15 protein-coding genes, 2 tRNA genes and 1 riboswitch are annotated in these 17,045 nt (G+C 39.2%); of the genes, 15 read left to right on the plus strand and 2 right to left on the minus strand.

The features are described 5' to 3' along the window. The first annotated feature begins 26 nt into the window (after positions 1-26). The 7 genes from T501_RS06325 (at position 27) to T501_RS06355 (ending at position 8,352) form a co-directional block, all read left to right on the plus strand. Positions 27-1,430, plus strand: coding sequence for an undecaprenyl-phosphate glucose phosphotransferase (locus T501_RS06325; RefSeq protein ID WP_026509464.1), 1,404 nt, complete (start codon positions 27-29; stop codon positions 1,428-1,430). 77 nt (positions 1,431-1,507) lie between these two features. Then, positions 1,508-2,599 (plus strand): LCP family protein, encoded by a 1,092-nt coding sequence (locus T501_RS06330; protein WP_044913875.1) that lies wholly within the window; start codon positions 1,508-1,510, stop codon positions 2,597-2,599. Between the two features lie 145 nt (positions 2,600-2,744). Beyond that, positions 2,745-3,674, plus strand: coding sequence for a glycosyltransferase family 2 protein (locus tag T501_RS06335; RefSeq protein ID WP_026509462.1), 930 nt, complete (start codon positions 2,745-2,747; stop codon positions 3,672-3,674). Positions 3,675-3,736: 62 nt separating this feature from the next. After that, on the plus strand, positions 3,737-4,375 hold the full coding sequence (locus tag T501_RS06340; RefSeq protein ID WP_026509461.1) for a GTP pyrophosphokinase: 639 nt from the start codon (positions 3,737-3,739) through the stop codon (positions 4,373-4,375). A gap of 417 nt (positions 4,376-4,792) precedes the next feature. Continuing rightward, positions 4,793-5,368, plus strand: coding sequence for a hypothetical protein (locus T501_RS06345; RefSeq protein WP_044913876.1), 576 nt, complete (start codon positions 4,793-4,795; stop codon positions 5,366-5,368). 33 nt (positions 5,369-5,401) lie between these two features. Next, positions 5,402-6,949, plus strand: coding sequence for a peptidoglycan DD-metalloendopeptidase family protein (locus T501_RS06350; protein WP_442856345.1), 1,548 nt, complete (start codon positions 5,402-5,404; stop codon positions 6,947-6,949). A gap of 110 nt (positions 6,950-7,059) precedes the next feature. Further along, entirely contained in the window at positions 7,060-8,352 is a 1,293-nt protein-coding gene (locus tag T501_RS06355) for a UDP-N-acetylglucosamine 1-carboxyvinyltransferase (protein WP_026509458.1), read from the plus strand. A gap of 539 nt (positions 8,353-8,891) precedes the next feature. Here T501_RS06355 and T501_RS06360 read toward each other — a convergent pair. Continuing rightward, the gene (locus tag T501_RS06360; RefSeq protein ID WP_044913878.1) at positions 8,892-9,968 is read right to left on the minus strand and encodes an HD-GYP domain-containing protein; all 1,077 of its coding nucleotides are present in this window, start codon (positions 9,966-9,968) and stop codon (positions 8,892-8,894) included. Between the two features lie 134 nt (positions 9,969-10,102). Then, positions 10,103-10,870: an ECF transporter S component gene (locus T501_RS06365; protein WP_044913879.1), complete on the minus strand. Its 768-nt coding sequence runs from the start codon at positions 10,868-10,870 to the stop codon at positions 10,103-10,105. 104 nt (positions 10,871-10,974) lie between these two features. Then, a riboswitch (FMN riboswitch) is annotated at positions 10,975-11,182 on the minus strand. 95 nt (positions 11,183-11,277) lie between these two features. Here T501_RS06365 and tsaE point away from each other — a divergent pair. From tsaE to T501_RS06405, 8 genes are all read left to right on the plus strand, one after another. Beyond that, positions 11,278-11,715 carry a tRNA (adenosine(37)-N6)-threonylcarbamoyltransferase complex ATPase subunit type 1 TsaE gene (gene tsaE, locus T501_RS06370; RefSeq protein ID WP_044913880.1) on the plus strand — a complete coding sequence of 146 codons (438 nt, stop codon included), beginning with the start codon at positions 11,278-11,280 and terminating at the stop codon, positions 11,713-11,715. Between the two features lie 3 nt (positions 11,716-11,718). After that, positions 11,719-12,960 (plus strand): tRNA (adenosine(37)-N6)-threonylcarbamoyltransferase complex dimerization subunit type 1 TsaB, encoded by a 1,242-nt coding sequence (gene tsaB / locus T501_RS20685; protein ID WP_044913881.1) that lies wholly within the window; start codon positions 11,719-11,721, stop codon positions 12,958-12,960. Beyond that, positions 12,953-13,876: a ribonuclease Z gene (locus T501_RS06380; RefSeq protein ID WP_044913882.1), complete on the plus strand. Its 924-nt coding sequence runs from the start codon at positions 12,953-12,955 to the stop codon at positions 13,874-13,876. The genes tsaB and T501_RS06380 overlap by 8 nt, the downstream gene beginning before the upstream one ends. Before the next feature lie 28 nt (positions 13,877-13,904). Further along, complete coding sequence (locus tag T501_RS06385; protein WP_026509452.1) at positions 13,905-14,495, plus strand: DUF6715 family protein; 591 nt, start codon at positions 13,905-13,907, stop codon at positions 14,493-14,495. A 63-nt stretch (positions 14,496-14,558) separates the two neighbouring features. Next, positions 14,559-15,641, plus strand: coding sequence for a tRNA (adenosine(37)-N6)-threonylcarbamoyltransferase complex transferase subunit TsaD (gene tsaD / locus T501_RS06390; RefSeq protein WP_197027928.1), 1,083 nt, complete (start codon positions 14,559-14,561; stop codon positions 15,639-15,641). Further along, on the plus strand, positions 15,604-16,365 hold the full coding sequence (gene ispD, locus T501_RS06395) for a 2-C-methyl-D-erythritol 4-phosphate cytidylyltransferase (protein ID WP_442856346.1): 762 nt from the start codon (positions 15,604-15,606) through the stop codon (positions 16,363-16,365). The genes tsaD and ispD overlap by 38 nt, the downstream gene beginning before the upstream one ends. Positions 16,366-16,541: 176 nt before the next feature. Further along, positions 16,542-16,627, plus strand: a tRNA-Ser gene (locus tag T501_RS06400). Between the two features lie 39 nt (positions 16,628-16,666). After that, positions 16,667-16,755, plus strand: a tRNA-Ser gene (locus tag T501_RS06405). Positions 16,756-17,045: the final 290 nt, after the last annotated feature.

Consider the following 17,045-nt stretch of genomic DNA (forward strand, 5'->3'; position numbering starts at 1 on the left):
ATAAAATGTTATAGAATGAAATAGATATGATTAAAGATAATCAGAAAAACCTGAACATGCTGCACGTCGTTGGGGACGGCATAATTGTGGCCTGTTCCTATATGCTGGCATTTTATCTGAAATTTGAATCACCTTTTTCAGAGCCGGAGGGAGGCTACCTATCAATGGGGACATATTTTACTGCCCTCTATTTTTTGGTGCCTGCATATATGGTTCTTTACAATATGGTCAATCTCTATACGCCAAGACGTGCCACAAGGACCAGGATTGAGCTATATAACATTCTAAGAGCCAATGTTATTGGCGTTATAGGATTCTTCGTAGCGCTGTACATGGTTAAACAGGTCGATTTCTCCCGTAAGATGATAATCATGTTCGGGGTGATAAATGTCATACTGATGAGCCTCTCAAGAGTTTTGCTCCGGAGGTTTCTAAGATATATCAGGAGAAAAGGATATAATTTAAAGCATATTCTCCTTGTGGGATATTCAAGAAGCGCTGAAGGGTATATCAGTCGAATCAACAATAATCCTCAATGGGGATATGTAGTAAGCGGAATTCTTGATGATACGGTTCCAATCGGAACAACTTATCATGGGGTAAAAGTAATCTCAAAAATAGGTAAGCTTCCTGAACTTCTCGAAGAGAATGAATATGATGAGATTACGATAACTCTTCCCCTGGACAGATATGACAGACTTGAAGTGCTTGTGGATGAGTGTGAGAAATCAGGTGTTCATACAAAATTCATACCGGACTATACCAGCCTTTTCCCGAGTAATCCTTACACGGAAGATATTATGGGACTTCCGGTTATTAACATCAGATATGTGCCATTGACAAATGCATTTAATGTATTTGTGAAGAGAATCGTTGATATAGTTGGCTCTATAGTGGCAATAATTCTCTTTTCACCAATAATGCTCGCATCTGCCATAGCAGTTAAGGCTTCAAGTCCTGGGCCTATTATATTTAAGCAGGAGAGAGTTGGACTTCACGGCCAGAGCTTCATGATGTACAAATTCAGAACCATGAAGCTTCAGTCTGAGAAAAGCGAGAAAAAGGGTTGGACTACAAAGGATGATCCCAGAGTAACCGGAATTGGAAGATTTTTAAGATCTCATAGTATAGACGAACTTCCTCAGTTGTTTAACATTCTGATCGGAGACATGTCACTTGTCGGGCCAAGACCGGAGAGACCTCAGTTTGTTGAAAAGTTCAAGCAGGAGATTCCAAGGTACATGGTCAAGCATCAGGTAAGACCCGGACTGACAGGATGGGCTCAGATTAATGGTTACAGAGGAGATACTTCTATAAGAAAACGTATAGAATATGATATTTACTATATAGAGAACTGGTCAATGGAATTTGATATCAGGATTCTTATAGGAACGATTTTCCATGGCTTTATAAATAAGAATGCTTACTGATTACTTTTGCTTGTATAATTATTGTTTTTGTGGCAAAATAGGGCAGTGGAAAACATAAGTTAAAGGAGATTTTTGATATGTCTAATCGCAGGAGTGGAAGCTCAGGCAGAAGAGGCAGAAAGAAGAACACAAAGAGAGCACTTGTGATTTTTGGTGTTGAAATTGTTGTTCTGCTTATACTTCTTTTTATAGTTTGGACTTTGTTTGGCAGGATTAAAGTTGATAAGGTAGGTAAGGTCAATCTTGATGAGAAGGTAATTGCCGAGAGTGTGAATACCGGAGTCGAAGAGAATGAGCAGATGACAGGCTATACGAATCTGGCACTCTTTGGTGTAGATTCTCGTGAGGGCGATCTTGATAAGAATACCAGAAGTGATACCATCATGATTGCTTCAATCAACAATGCTACAGGTGATATCAGACTGGTTTCAGTATACCGTGATACATATCTTAATCTTAGTAATGATACATATACCAAGTGTAATGCAGCATATATGGCTGGTGGCCCTGAGCAGGCTATCTCAATGCTGAATATGAATCTGGATATGGATATAACTGATTTCGTTACAATTGGATTTGGTGGCCTTACAGATGTTATAGACGAGCTTGGTGGAGTTGATATTAACATTGAAGAGAATGAGATAACTCATCTTAACAACTACCAGTCGACTATGGCAGAAGAACTCAATAAAAAATACACACCGGTTACTCAGACAGGAATGCAGACACTTGACGGCCTTCAGGCTACTGCATATTGCCGTATAAGGTACACGGCCGGTGATGATTTCAAGAGAGCTGAGAGACAGAGAACAGTTCTCATGGCTATTTTGGAAAAGGCTAAAACAGTAAACATTTCTGAACTTGAAAATGTCGCAAATAAGGTTTTTGGTGAGACATATACTTCACTTGGACTTGATGATATTGTAAAATTATTAGGAAATGTTACCAATTATAATGTAGTTGCAAATGATGGATTCCCGGTAGCGGATATGAGAGCAACCGGTACAATTGGTAAAAAGGGAAGTTGTGTAATTCCAGTAAATCTTGCTTCTAATGTTAAGTGGCTTCATGAATTCCTCTTTGATGATGCTGAATATCAGGTATCTTCAAGTGTTGAGGAATACAGCCAGAAGATCGCTGCTGATACGGATGAGTATCTTGACAGATAGAAGTTTTGAAGACTAGCCCCGGCATTTCAGCCGGGGCTTTATTTGAGCTATGAGATATTTGCGCACTTGCGCAAGCTGAATATGTACTGAAACAAGCATACTCATAACAATCCATTGGAATTTGTTTATGATTTAAAGGAGTATAATGCAGACAGTAGATGTAATAATACCAACATATAAACCGGGACCGGAGCTTTCCATGCTTATCGATGAGCTGGAGAAGCAGGCATACAGACCTGAGAAGATTATAATAATTAATACAGAGAAGCATCATCTGGTAGAAAGAAAAGACGCCATGGATACAATCGGCAAATATGACAATATAATTGTCCGTCATATTTCCAAGAAGGAATTTGATCATGGTGAGACTAGAAATCTTGGAGTAAGTTTGTCAACAGCTGATTGCTTTCTTATGATTACTCAGGATGCTGTGCCAAGGGATTATCATTTGATCTCCAATCTTATAAAAGAGCTGGAAGATCCGCAGGTAGCAGCAGCTTATGGTAGACAGTATCCTAAAAGCGATTGCAATCTGGCTGAACGCTATTCAAGAAAATTCAATTACCCTACAGAATACATTCGCAAGACAATCAAAGATTTACCAAACCTTGGGATAAAAACTTTCTTCTGTTCCAATGTTTGTGCAATGTATAGAAGAGATGTTTTTGATAAGGTAGGAGGGTTCCTTCACAAGGCGATTTTCAATGAAGACATGGTATATGCAGGAAACGCAATGTATCAGGGATATGCGATATGCTATGTACCTGATGCTGGAGTAATACATTCCCATAATTATTCCTGTATGCAGCAGTTTCATCGGAATTTTGACCTTGGTGTGTCTCAGACTGATCATCCTGAAATCTTTTCTGGAATCAAGTCTGAATCTGAGGGCAAGCGTATGGTGAGGGATACCATTAGACATTTTCAACATATCGGGAAGCTGTATCTGGTGCCTCATTATATTGTAATGTGTGGGTTCAGATTTATTGGATACAGAATGGGAAGGCGTTATAAAAAGCTTCCCAAGGCGCTTGTAAGAGCATGTTCAATGAACAAGAGCTATTGGGATAAATGATGGGTACTTTTGGGTAAATAATAATAGATGTATTTGGTGATGGACCATACAGGGGGAATACTATGGAGTCCAGATTTTCAGATGGAGATATAAAAAGCTGGGAAGAAGTCAGCCTTCTATATAATTCAGCTCTTAAACAAATAAATACAAAAATTGAGATACTAAATGATGAATTTCAAGAAGTTCACAGATATAATCCGATAGAACATATAAAGTCCAGAATTAAGACTCCTGAAAGTATTGTTAAAAAGCTTAAAAGGCATGGCTATGAATCAACACTGGAAAACATGATGAAATATATCAATGATATAGCCGGTATCAGAATCATATGCTCTTTTACTTCAGATATTTATCGTATTGCGGACATGATAAGCAACCAGCAGGACATTAAGGTACTGACTATAAAGGATTACATAATGAATCCCAAAACCAGTGGCTACCGCAGCTATCACATGATTGTTGCAGTTCCTGTATATTTGTCTGATCATAAGGCAGAGGTTAAGGTTGAGGTCCAGATTCGTACTGTTGCCATGGATTTCTGGGCAAGTCTGGAACATAAGATTCAATATAAATTCGAGACCAAGGCACCTGCAAATATAAAAGCGCAGTTATTTGAATGTGCCAGGATGGTGGCGGAGCTTGACGACAGAATGCTATCACTGAATGAAGAGATACAGTCAATAACGCTTCAGAATGATTGATATCATTTATAGATATATAAATGGAATACGTTCAGGAATCTGTGAAATAACGGATTTTTGAACGCATTTTCCTATATGCGTTCAGATAGAAATCTATATTGAAAGTAATAATTCCTCAATAATGAGGAGTGCCCAGGCACCTTTCGGCACCCGGGCTATTATGAAAAAATTTATCTATCTTTCGGAGCTACTAATAAGCTTCGCTCATGAACCTCATTTTCCTTGGTTCTGTTTAATTATAACAATCAAATATGAACAAATTATTAATAAAATTTAAACTAGACGTTAATATAAACAAAACAAGGAATTATTTCATCGTATTATTGTGCGAAATGCATAAATAATGTAATCTAGTATTTGGCTATAAAGTTTTAATTAAATAAAATGGACAGAATGCATTTGTTGACGGGAGGGGCTATGGATAATATAATGGATAAACTTGCTGGGAAAATCAGTGCGCAAGAGATAATAAATGCTAATGCTGCTGCTGAGGCGGCTCATAGAGAGCAGATTGAGAATCAGAACAGGCAATATGAAGAAGAGATAAATGTTCTTCGTCAAAATGCACATAAGCTTGAGGACAGACTGAATAATATTGAAATAGCTCTTAAGGATCTAAAGAAGGACAGAGATGAGGCAGATGTCAATGTACAGGAACTTGATAATGCTATCAGAGAACTTAAGAATAATCTGAGCGACAGACTTAATAAAAGTGACGAAGCTACTCATGATGTCGGAGTAAGAATTTACAGGAACGTCCAGGCTGCTGTAATAGATGAACAAAAGAAGCAGCTTGATGAGATTAAAGAGGATTTAAAGAAACAGATGGAATCAATCAGAGGTGAATTCACTATGCTTGTGAGACAGCTTGATTCCATGCAGAGGGCTAATAGAGCAAAGAACAGAGGTATTATGCCTTTGACAGTGATCATTCTGATCGCTACTATTGCCAACTTGGCTCTTGTAGTTCTACGAATTATAGGGTTGGTTTAAAGAATGAAGTTTTATAAGCTCAAAAAAAATCGAGTGGGCATTTTTCAGGCTACTATTATGGCGGCAATTGTCTGGGTGGTCATGATATTGCCGATTTATTCGCCGATACAAAGTTCGGGTGATAATATTTTTAAAGTTTCATTAAACGGAGTGGAAGTCGGAACACTATCGTCTAAACAAGCTGCAGAGAAATGCCTGAGGGATGCCAGAAGGCAGCTTGCTGCTGAGAGTGAAGAACTCATACTTGTGGATGCTAATCTTGAGCTTGAGGGCGATGATGTACTGTTTGGACAGATTGACTCTAAAAAAGCAGTCAGAGCCAGAATGCTTGAGGTGCTCAAAAATAATATTTCGACAACACTGGAACGCTCATATACTGTTAAAATCAATAAATACTCAGTCAATCTTTCTAGTAAAGATGATGTTTTTACTCTTTTAGGGGAGGCCCTTGGAAAATACGATACAGAGGGTGAATACAAGGTTGAACTTGTAACGGACCCTACCCGTGAGGTAAATGTGCTTACATCACAGGTTGTATCAGTCGAAGAGGCCAAGAAGCAGGAAGAGGAGATTAAGCTTCCTGAGGCTGGAATTAATCAGGCAATATCTGATATTTTCAGAGAGATCAAGCCATTGATTGTCGAAAAAAGCTTTGATGATTATCAGTTGGGACTTATGTCAATAGATTTTGGTGATAAGGTGGAAGTGGTCGAAAGCTATTTGCCATCTTCAGAAATTACTGATATTCAGACTGCCATAGATGAAGTCACCAAGGATCAGGAGACTAATCAGATATACGAAATAAAGGCAGGCGATACATTAGGAACTATAGCTGAAGATTTCGGAATACCGATGAATCAGCTTATAGCGATAAATGAAACTATAGAAGATGAGAACTCAACCATAAGAATAGGAGATGAGATCATAGTTACAGTTCCTGAACCGGAACTGGCTGTTGTATATACAAAGCAGCAGTATTACGAAGAAGACTATGAGGCTGACGTTATTTACAGGGATAATGATTCCTGGTATACAACAAGGTCTGAAGTTGTTCAGGAACCCTCAGACGGTCACCGAAAAGTTGTGGCTATGGTTTCGTATGTTAATAATAGCGAAGTAGGTCGTGATATTCAAAAGGAAGAGGTGACCTATGAAGCAGTTCCCAAGATTGTAGAAAGGGGAACCATCGTTCCTCCCACATATATTAAACCTATATCTGGAGGAAGACTGTCTTCCGGATTTGGACGAAGGAATGCTCCTACAAAGGGTGCAAGTTCTTTCCACAAAGGAATTGACTGGGCAACTCCTGTAGGTACTGCTGTCATGGCATCTAATGCCGGTGTTGTAACAAGAGCCGGATGGGGACGTGGCTATGGTTATGTTGTCTACATCAGTCATTCTGATGGAAGAGAGACCAGATATGGACACTTATCCAAAATATTGGTTAAGCCCGGACAGTCCGTTTCTCAGGGACAGAAGATAGCACTTAGCGGTAACACCGGCGTAAGTACCGGCGCGCATATACATTTTGAAATACTGATAAATGGCTCTCAGGTTAATCCGCTTAATTATCTTAATTAATGGGTTCATTTTACAAATGTTTTAATTTGTGGTATAACATAAAGCGTTTATAAAATTGGGGAGAAAGTTTATCAACTAAAAGATTCACGAAGGTGTGAATATAGGAAATTATGGAAAAATATGTTATTAAAGGTGGGACACCACTTGTAGGTGAAGTTGAAATCGGTGGAGCTAAGAATGCTGCACTGGCTATTCTTGCTGCGGCTTCTATGACCGATGAGACTGTATATATAGACAATATGCCTGATGAGGCTGATACAAATGTAATGCTTCAGGCAATGGAGAGCATAGGGGTACTGATCGACAGAACAGGCCGTCATTCAGTTACAATCAATGCATCACAGGTTAGCTCATACAAAATAGAGAATGAGTTTATTAAAAAGATAAGAGCATCATATTATATGCTTGGTGCTTTTCTTGGAAAATACAAGAATGCGCAGGTCGTACTTCCAGGTGGATGTAATATCGGTCTCAGACCTATCGACCAGCATATAAAGGGATTTACTGCTCTTGGCGCGAATGTTTCAATAGAACATGGAATTATAAGTGCCCAAGCAGACAGATTAGTAGCTAACCATATTTATCTCGATATAGCCAGTGTAGGTGCTACGATCAATATTATGATGGCAGCTTCTATGGCAGAAGGGAAAACAATAATTGAGAATGCTGCCAAGGAACCACATGTGGTTGACCTTGCCAACTTCTTAAATAGTATGGGTGCTGACATTAAAGGTGCCGGTACTGACATAATACGTATTAGAGGTGTTGAGAGGCTGCACGGGACAGAGTACACGATAATTCCTGATCAGATAGAGGCAGGAACATTTATGATGGCTGCAGCTGCTACTAAGGGTGATGTCACTATCAAAAATGTAATACCCAAGCATTTGGAATCAATAAGTGCCAAGCTCACTGAGATGGGATGTCAGGTTCTCGAATCTGATGATGCAGTCAGAGTCGTAGCAACTAAGAGAATGAAGAATGTCCATGTAAAGACACTTCCATATCCGGGATATCCTACGGATATGCAGCCGCAGATTACTGTTGTACTCGGACTTGCAAGTGGTATAAGTCTTGTAACAGAATCGCTCTTTGAGAATCGCTTTAAATACGTTGATGAGCTTACCAGAATGGGAGCCAGCATCAAAGTTGAGGGAAGTACTGCAATTATTGAAGGCGTTGATCAATATACAGGTGCAGAAGTAGCAGCACCGGATTTACGTGCCGGAGCAGCCCTTGTAATAGCAGGACTTACAGCTGAGGGATTTACTACTGTGGAAGATATCAAATATATCGAGAGAGGTTATGAGGACTTTGATGTAAAACTCAGAGAACTTGGAGCTCAGATTCAAAAGATAGATTCTGACAGAGAACTTCAGAAATTCAAATTAAAGTTTGCATAACATAAATACAAACATGAATATAAACAAAAAGAATCGCTGTAGCTTACAGTGATTCTTTTTTTATCTTACAGGAAATTCCTCCGGATTTCCTATAAGATAAAAACACTCCGTGAGGATGCGCACTCGCGCGATAGGAATATGTTGCTTGAAGCAACCGCGCTCGGCGCGAGAATTTTGCAAGCAAAATTCTTATTTTAGTAGAAAAACCATTGAGTTTTTCACAAGCTTCGAGAGAACTATGTAACTCCGATAAGTATAATATTTTCGGACTTGGTGGAGTTTGTTTGAGCAGAGCACTAGTGCTACTGTCATCAAATAAATCGACTTTATTACTTGTCTAAATTGTCTTCTGCTGCGTTGTCGTCAATCGCCGTACCGCCCGGTACGACTCATTCCTCCGCCTTGCAGAAGAACAATTTATACTTCGTAAAAAGTCGAGGTATTTAATGACAGCAGCACTAGTAAGTCTTTTTCATGCTAACTTATAAATAGGTTTTAGGGAAGATCCATAATAAAAGGAATATGCCTATAAGCTACAGTTACAGTATTTTTTCTATGTATAGATCAGGATGCTGCGTAAGATCAAGATATTCATCATTGATTTTTATTGTAGGCCTGCTGAGATGAGCGCGATTTATAAATATGATTTCTCCTTCACGGCCATCGCTTAATTTCACGCGGTTTAATAAGTATGTATTAACGATATTCTGAAGAAATGTCATTATAGCATTTGTGTCATACTTCTGAAGCCCTTCATTTTCAAACATTTCAATTGCTATAAAGGGACAAAGTGAATCCCTGTATACACGGGCAGAGGTCATGGCATCGTAAACATCTGCGATGGCCACACATTTTGCGAAATAATCTATCTGAGGCCCGCGAAGATGAGCAGGATATCCTGTGCCATCGCACCGTTCATGATGCATAAGCGCGGAATTTTTCACATGGTCACTCAGATTCAGATCGGTAAGGATCATATACCCCTGAGAGGGGTGGGTCTGAACCACAGAGTACTCATCAGAAGATAAAACTGATGGTTTGGTTATTATTTCATTTGGAATTAGAAGTTTTCCTATATCATGAAGAAGACCTGCCTCTGTCAGGATCAAAATGTCCTCTTCGCTCATTTTAAGCCATTGACCTAAAATGTTACATATCATGGCTACGCTTATACAATGTACATAAGTTGCATCATCGTAACAGCGGAGATTATGAATCATGTCGAAAAGATTTGAGGAGCTGCTCCCTTTGTGCAGTAATGCATAAATTGGAGAAATGATGGAATCAATATCAAACTTCTCTTTATCGTTTATTAAGTCTTCTATACCGGATTTGAATTTGGATGCGCAATCCTCAAAGTCCTTTTTGAACTCAATGAATTCAGCAGTCTGTCTGAGACTGGCTGCATAGGATTTGCTATTATCAAAAGAATCAATCAAATCTTCTGAAGAATCTTCAACAAGCACACTTTGTATAGAATAAAAGGTCAACTTTGTGATGGCTTGATTATCCAGAACATATTCTTTTGGTAAGATCAATTGATTATTATCATGGGCATATATGTTATCAGATAAAACCATGCCCGGAACAAGTTTTTTTGTAATCAACCTTTTCATAAAGAAGGCGCCTCATTGACTGTTTTTTAGTGAACGTAAATACAAATTAATCTTAGGGTTCGCTAGTATAAAAGTCAATAAAGACGCCATTTTCATGCTATTAAAAAACAATAAATAATATATAAATTGCAGGTTTAAGCTTCTGTTCCTGTCTGAATTTTTCTGTGAGATGCCAGTTCTGAATTCTTGAGCACTGGACTGAGCTTTTTATAAACCAGAGCTGTAATTGCACTAAGTACGCCACCTTTAATAAGGTTAATGGGAGCAACAGCGAAAAGCACAAATGTAAACAGATTGTTTATAGCCGGATTAATGGCTGTTCCCATTCCAATAAGTGCATCAAGTGGCATTCCATAAAGCTTGGCAAAAGCAGGAAGAAGATAGAATGCGTTGAGAGAGCTTCCTACTATTGTGATGATCATAGTTGCTACCAGGCATGAAATAAATGCTGTCTGGCGGTTCTTTTTGAAAATATAAATGATTGAAGCGGGAAGTACATAGCTGCATCCAACAACAAAATTTGCCAACTCACCGATAAATGCTGTCTGTGTTCCGTTAAGTACAAGATTGAGAAGGATTTTTATAAATTCAATCATAACACCGGTCATGGGGCCAAAAGCAAAACCTGCGATCACTGCCGGAAGATCTGAGATATCCAGCTTGTAGAAGCTTGGTGCAAAAGGCATCGGAATTTCAAAGAGCATGAGCACTGCTGAAATTGCTGAAAAGATGCCGATGATGACAAGTTTTCTGGTACTCATTGTGCCTGAAGAGTCACCGGTTTTTTTAGATACATAGTTCTCTGCAATTCTTGCTGCTATAAACATGGCAACGATAAGCATGAGAAAAATCGCTACAAGAAGAGTGTTTTCTGCGATTGAAGCTAATAAATTGTTTTTCATGGTTTTTTCCTCCAGATTAATGTCGGGGAGGATTATGATTAGATTACGTACGCTCTATTAATAAAAAAGAATCAACATAGATGTTGATTCGGGACAAAATAAAACGACATCTTCTATCATCCAGACTATACTGTCGGTTTTGGAATCTCACCAAATCGGCCGTAAAAACGGTTCGCGGACTTCTGATGCAAGCAGATTATCAGCAAAACATTTCTGTTTCGATGTCATTAATGAATGATTAAGCTGACATACAAAATAAAAAGCTTCTCAGTTACCGCCGGTAGGGAATTACACCCTGCCCCGAAGATTATATTTTTATGTCATCATTATATAGCAGAAAGTGAACACGTCAATACCTTTTTGGCTCCCGACTTGCATTTTTTGGATGGCTGGAATATTCTGATTATATGAATACTATATTAGAAACATACTCAGCGGAGGAAACCTTCGCATTTGGAAAAAGAATTGGAGAGACTGCTGCGCCCGGATCGGTATATACACTGATCGGGGATCTTGGTGTGGGTAAAACCGTATTAACTCAGGGAGTGGCAGCAGGTCTTGGAATTGAAGGACCTGTAAACAGTCCTACCTTTACGATACTTCAGGTTTATGATGAGGGGAGGATACCATTTTATCATTTCGATGTTTACAGAATAGGCGATGTGAGTGAAATGGATGAGATAGGATATGAGGACTATTTCTACGGAAAAGGAATATGCTTCATTGAATGGGCAAATCTGATAGAGGAAATCCTTCCTGAAAAATATATGGAGATAATAATTGAAAAAGATCTGAAGAAAGGAACAGATTATCGCCGAATAACATTAAGAACGATTGAGAGATAGAAAATGAGAATACTTGCATTAGATACATCGGGCCTTGTTTGCAGTGTGGCTGTTATGGAGGATGACAAACTGTTATCGGAGTTTTCCATACAGCATAAGATTACGCATTCAGAGCTTTTACTTCCTATGATGGACGAAATTAAAAAACGTATAGCACTTGATTTAAATACAATTGATGCTATTGCGATTGCAGCGGGACCCGGATCATTTACAGGACTTAGAATAGGTTGCGCAACAGCTAAAGGACTATGCCTCGCCATGGATAAACCACTGATTGCCGTGCCAACCCTTGATGCAATGGCATATCAGTTTTATGGTAATGAACTCGTTATATGTCCAATGATGGATGCCAGAAGAATCCAGGTTTACACAGGCATATATACTTTTGTCCCTGAAAAGGAAAACGAAAAGCATAGTGAAATCTATTTTTCTATGAAAACAATAAAACCTCAGAGTGCAATGTCTGTTGAGAACATAGCAGGTGAACTTAACATGCTTGGCAAAACGGTTGTGCTTCTTGGTGATGGAGTACCGGTTTATAGGGATAAGATTGAAAAACTGTTGACAGTCAACTATATCCTTGCGCCTGCTCATATGAACAGACAGAGAGCTTCAGCGTTGGCTTCTCTGGCGGAAATATACCTTCGTGAAGGCAAAACAGTAGATGCTGACAGCTTTTCTCCTGAATATTTGAGAGCCTCCCAGGCTGAGCGTGAAGCTGCAGAGAAAAAATCTGCAATGAAATCATCCTCTGAAGATTCAACTAAGCTGGAAAAAAAGAGTAAAAGTGAATCCATTTACATAAGAGACCTTAGGGCAGAGGATATAACGTACGCTGCAGAACTGGAAAAAGCCAACCTCGGTAAAGAAGCATGGACTGAAAAACAAATACTTGAAGCAAGTACACGGGATGACACGGTTTATCTTGTTGCAGAAAAGGTGGGAAATGTAGTAGGATTATGCGGCGTGCAAAACATCCAGGGAGACGGAGAAATTACAAATGTGTCTGTATCCCAGGAATGCAGGGGAGCAGGAATCGCCTCTATGATGCTTGAAAAACTACTGCTTAGAGGAAAAGCTATAGGATGCGAGAACTTTACTCTTGAAGTCAGAGCAGGAAATGCACCGGCAATAGGGCTGTATGAAAAACTTGGTTTTGTGAATGAGGGGACCAGACCTGGATTTTATGATGATCCGAAGGACGATGCTATAATATATTGGAAGAGAAATAAAACGAATGATTGATGTATGTCTACTTGGAACTGGCGGCATGATGCCACTGCCAAACAGATACCTTACAGCTCTGATGGTCCGTTATAACGGAAAGAGCTTTTTAATTGATTGCGGAGAAGGGACACAGATAGCCTTAAAGAAAAGCGGATGGAGTCCTAAACCCATAGATATGATCTGTTTTACACATTATCATGCAGATCATATTTCCGGATTACCCGGAATGCTTCTTACTATGGGCAATGCCGAAAGAACAGAACCACTTCTGGTCGTAGGACCCAAAGGGCTTGAACGTGTAGTTAAAGCGCTGAGGACAATCGCGCCGGAACTTCCTTTCCCTATTGAATATCACGAGATCAATAGCGATAGTGACCAGATCATAATACCTGATATGCCGGAATTTAAAATCAATGCATTCAAGGTAAATCATAACATTACATGTTATGGATACTCCATGCAGCTGGACAGGATTGGAAAATTTAACGTCGAAGCTGCCAAAGCAAACAATATAGAACAGAAATACTGGAATCCTTTGCAAAAAGGCGAGATTATACATACTGAGGATGGCAGAATCTTCACACCGGATATGGTTCTTGGAGAGGCAAGGAAGGGCATACATCTGACATATGTCACAGATACAAGGCCCACCGACAGTATAATTAAATATGCCGAAAATTCAGATTTATTTATCTGTGAAGGAATGTACGGAGAACCTGAAAAACTGCAGAAAGCAAAAGAAAACAAACATATGACAATGTATGAAGCTGCTGAACTTGCAAAGAAGGCAAACGTTAAAGAAATGTGGCTTACACATTACAGTCCGTCACTTGTTAATCCAAAGGAATATCTCCCTAAAGTAAAGGATATTTTTTCTAAATCAATTGCAGCCAAGGACGGTAGAAATATCACATTAAAATTTGAAGACGAATAACAGATCATATTTCTTTTGAGGAGGAATTATGGACGAGTCTACGAAGAATAGTATTTTTAAAACCGTGTTGCTTATGTTTCTTGCAGCAGTTGTAGGAATATCTATATTTGTTGTTATAACCAGAAATGGTAAGAACACAAATACTACAACAGAGGACCAGGTGCTTACAGAGGTTCAAAAAATAACAACCATTGACCTTGCAAAAAGCTATCCGAAAACTCCTCCTACTGTTGTGGATCTTTATGCCCGGACCATGAAGGTTCTGTATAAACAGACATATACTGACGAAGAATTTGATAAAATGGCAGCAATTCTTGCGGGTATATTTGATTCAGAATTTTTGCTGAATCAGAGCAATTGGCCGGATGGACTCAAAAATGAAGTTGACGAAAAAAAGAAGGGTGACTATTCTATCACCAAATATGAAGTATTGACATCGGATCTCCAGGAAAAGAGAGATAACGGTGAAGAAATAGCAAATGTACTCGCAAAAATCAATTTGCGACATGGAACATCCACTACTCCATATAACTATTTGTTTGTTCTTCGAAAGGATTCAGAAGGGCTATGGAAGATAATGGGTTGGACAGTTTCAGAAATAACGGATGAAGAGCAGTAAATTATGGATAATAAAAATGTAGAAAAAATTGAGCGCCGTACCGAAGAGGACGGCGTAATATTTATGTCGATTAAGAACGAGAACGACATTGAAAAAAACAAAGCTGATGATATAACAATACTGGCAATAGAAAGCAGCTGCGATGAAACAGCGGCTGCCGTGGTCAGAAATGGCAGAGAGGTGTTGTCAAATATTATATCTTCTCAGATAGCTTTACATACAATTTATGGTGGGGTAGTACCCGAGATAGCCTCCAGAAAGCATGTAGAAAAAATAAATGGTTGTGTGCGTGCTGCATTGGATGAGGCAAAGCTCAGGCTTGAAGATATCGATGCCATAGCAGTAACATATGGCCCCGGCCTGGTCGGAGCCCTGCTTGTTGGTGTTTCAGAAGCTAAAGCCCTTAGCTTTGTTACAGGAAAACCGCTTGTTGGAGTGCATCATATAGAAGGACATATCTGTGCTAACTATATAGAGGACAAGACATTAGAGCCGCCGTTCATTTGTCTTGTTGCTTCTGGAGGACATTCACACCTTGTGTATGTGAAAGATTATGGTGAATATGACATTATTGGTCAGACCCGTGATGATGCTGCCGGTGAAGCTTTTGATAAAGTTGCAAGAGCGATAGGGCTTGGATATCCCGGTGGACCCAAGGTGGATGCTGCTGCAAAGGAGGGAAATCCGGAAGCAATACACTTTCCTAGAGCAAAAACCACTGAAAAATCATATGACTTTAGTTTTAGCGGACTTAAATCTGCAGTACTGAATTATCTTAACCAGGCTGAAATGAAAGGAGAGAGCGTAAACATAAATGATGTGGCTGCTTCTTTCCAAAAGGCAGTTATAGATGTTCTTACTGAGCACACAATAGAAGCAGCGGCTGAATATGGATGCGATAAGATAGCCATAGCTGGTGGCGTTGCTTCTAATACAGCGTTACGTGCACGATTGGAAAAAGAATGCAAGGACAGAGGATATACATTTTACAGGCCTTCACCGGTATTATGCACTGATAATGCAGCGATGATCGGAGCAGCAGGCTATTATGAGTTTTTAAAAGGGGTAAGAAGTGGGATGGATTTAAATGCAGTACCTAATTTACCTCTTGGAAACAGGGAAAGAAGATATCATGGCAGATCATAAGAAAAAATCAACAGCGATAGTTTTAGCTGCAGGAAGCGGTAGCAGAATGCATAGCGACATAAAAAAGCAGTATATGCAGATAGCAGGGAAACCACTTTTTTTATATGCACTTGAAGTGTTTGAAAAAAGCTTTGTTGATGAAATCATTCTTGTATTACCGTCAGAAGATATTGAATATGTAAAAAAAGACATAATAGGTTCGCGTAATTTCACTAAAGTTAAAGCAATGATTCCGGGTGGCAGCACTCGTTACCACAGTGTAAGAAATGGCCTTAAAGCAGCTTCAGGGGATACAGAGATAGCGTTTATTCATGATGGAGCAAGACCATTTATTGATGATATGATTTTGGAGAGAGCTTATGATGCAGTGATGAAGTATGGAGCATGTGTAATTGGCATGCCTGTAAAAGATACCATCAAGATTGCAGATTCCGAAGGCTTTGCCGAAATGACACCTGACAGGAATCATACCTGGCTTGTACAGACGCCGCAGGTTTTTGTTTATGATGAAATATCAGAGTTATATGAAGAACTTGTCAGAAATGAAGAGGACCTGATTTCAAAAGGTATAAACATAACAGATGATGCCATGGTAATGGAGACATTTGGAAAACGGAAAGTAAAGCTGGTTGAAGGATCATATGACAATATTAAGATAACCACTCCTGAGGATATTATTCTGGCTGAATCAATATTAAAAAGAAAAAGCTGGAGTAAAAATTAAATTCCAACTTAAGAAAGTTGCTTCAAAGAGTAAAAGTCACACTTTGAGAAAAGGAAAAGAAAAAAATAAAATATAAAAAGAAAAAATTTAAAAATAGTGTTGACATTATATGCACATATGGATATAATAAATTTCGCTGCTGAGGTGTGCAACACTTCACAGAGAAAATTATAAATGGAGCGATATCGAAGCGGTCATAACGAGGCGGTCTTGAAAACCGTTTGGCGGCAACGCCACGAGGGTTCGAATCCCTCTCGCTCCGCTCAAAATTAAAGAGTGAAGAGATGAAGTCAACACTTTTGCAGAAGTACTCAAGAGGTTGAAGAGACACCCCTGGAAAGGGTGCAGGTCGTTAATAGCGGCGCGAGGGTTCAAATCCCTCCTTCTGCGTTCCTCATCAATATGATGAGATTGTACTTTGACAATGAAATAGTAATGCAACCCTGAAAATTCCAAAAAGAATATTCAGAGAACAAAACAACCTAACTAAAGGTAAAACGGACAGAACAAAAGCCAAGCTTAAGTTCTGGTCAGAAGACGAACGATCTTAAACAGAGATGTTTGAGAAACATTTAAACGTGAGAGTTCGATCCTGGCTCAGGATGAACGCTGGCGGCGTGCCTAACACATGCAAGTCGAACGGAAGATTATCGCTGATGAAGCTTCGGCAGAATCTTGAT

The sequence above is a fragment of the Butyrivibrio sp. WCE2006 genome (assembly GCF_000701985.1).
In the GTDB taxonomy this organism is placed as follows: Bacteria; Bacillota; Clostridia; order Lachnospirales; family Lachnospiraceae; genus Butyrivibrio.

Coding starts and splice junctions, on each gene's coding strand:
- T501_RS06360 (WP_044913878.1), bottom strand. CDS start 9,968: ATGAAAAGGTTGATTACAAAAAAACTTGTTCCGGGCATGGTTTTATCT.
- T501_RS06385 (WP_026509452.1), top strand. CDS start 13,905: ATGGACGAGTCTACGAAGAATAGTATTTTTAAAACCGTGTTGCTTATG.
- tsaE (WP_044913880.1), top strand. CDS start 11,278: ATGAATACTATATTAGAAACATACTCAGCGGAGGAAACCTTCGCATTT.
- T501_RS06335 (WP_026509462.1), top strand. CDS start 2,745: ATGCAGACAGTAGATGTAATAATACCAACATATAAACCGGGACCGGAG.
- T501_RS06355 (WP_026509458.1), top strand. CDS start 7,060: ATGGAAAAATATGTTATTAAAGGTGGGACACCACTTGTAGGTGAAGTT.
- tsaB (WP_044913881.1), top strand. CDS start 11,719: ATGAGAATACTTGCATTAGATACATCGGGCCTTGTTTGCAGTGTGGCT.
- T501_RS06325 (WP_026509464.1), top strand. CDS start 27: ATGATTAAAGATAATCAGAAAAACCTGAACATGCTGCACGTCGTTGGG.
- T501_RS06365 (WP_044913879.1), bottom strand. CDS start 10,870: ATGAAAAACAATTTATTAGCTTCAATCGCAGAAAACACTCTTCTTGTA.
- T501_RS06330 (WP_044913875.1), top strand. CDS start 1,508: ATGTCTAATCGCAGGAGTGGAAGCTCAGGCAGAAGAGGCAGAAAGAAG.
- T501_RS06345 (WP_044913876.1), top strand. CDS start 4,793: ATGGATAATATAATGGATAAACTTGCTGGGAAAATCAGTGCGCAAGAG.
- T501_RS06340 (WP_026509461.1), top strand. CDS start 3,737: ATGGAGTCCAGATTTTCAGATGGAGATATAAAAAGCTGGGAAGAAGTC.
- T501_RS06380 (WP_044913882.1), top strand. CDS start 12,953: ATGATTGATGTATGTCTACTTGGAACTGGCGGCATGATGCCACTGCCA.
- tsaD (WP_197027928.1), top strand. CDS start 14,559: ATGTCGATTAAGAACGAGAACGACATTGAAAAAAACAAAGCTGATGAT.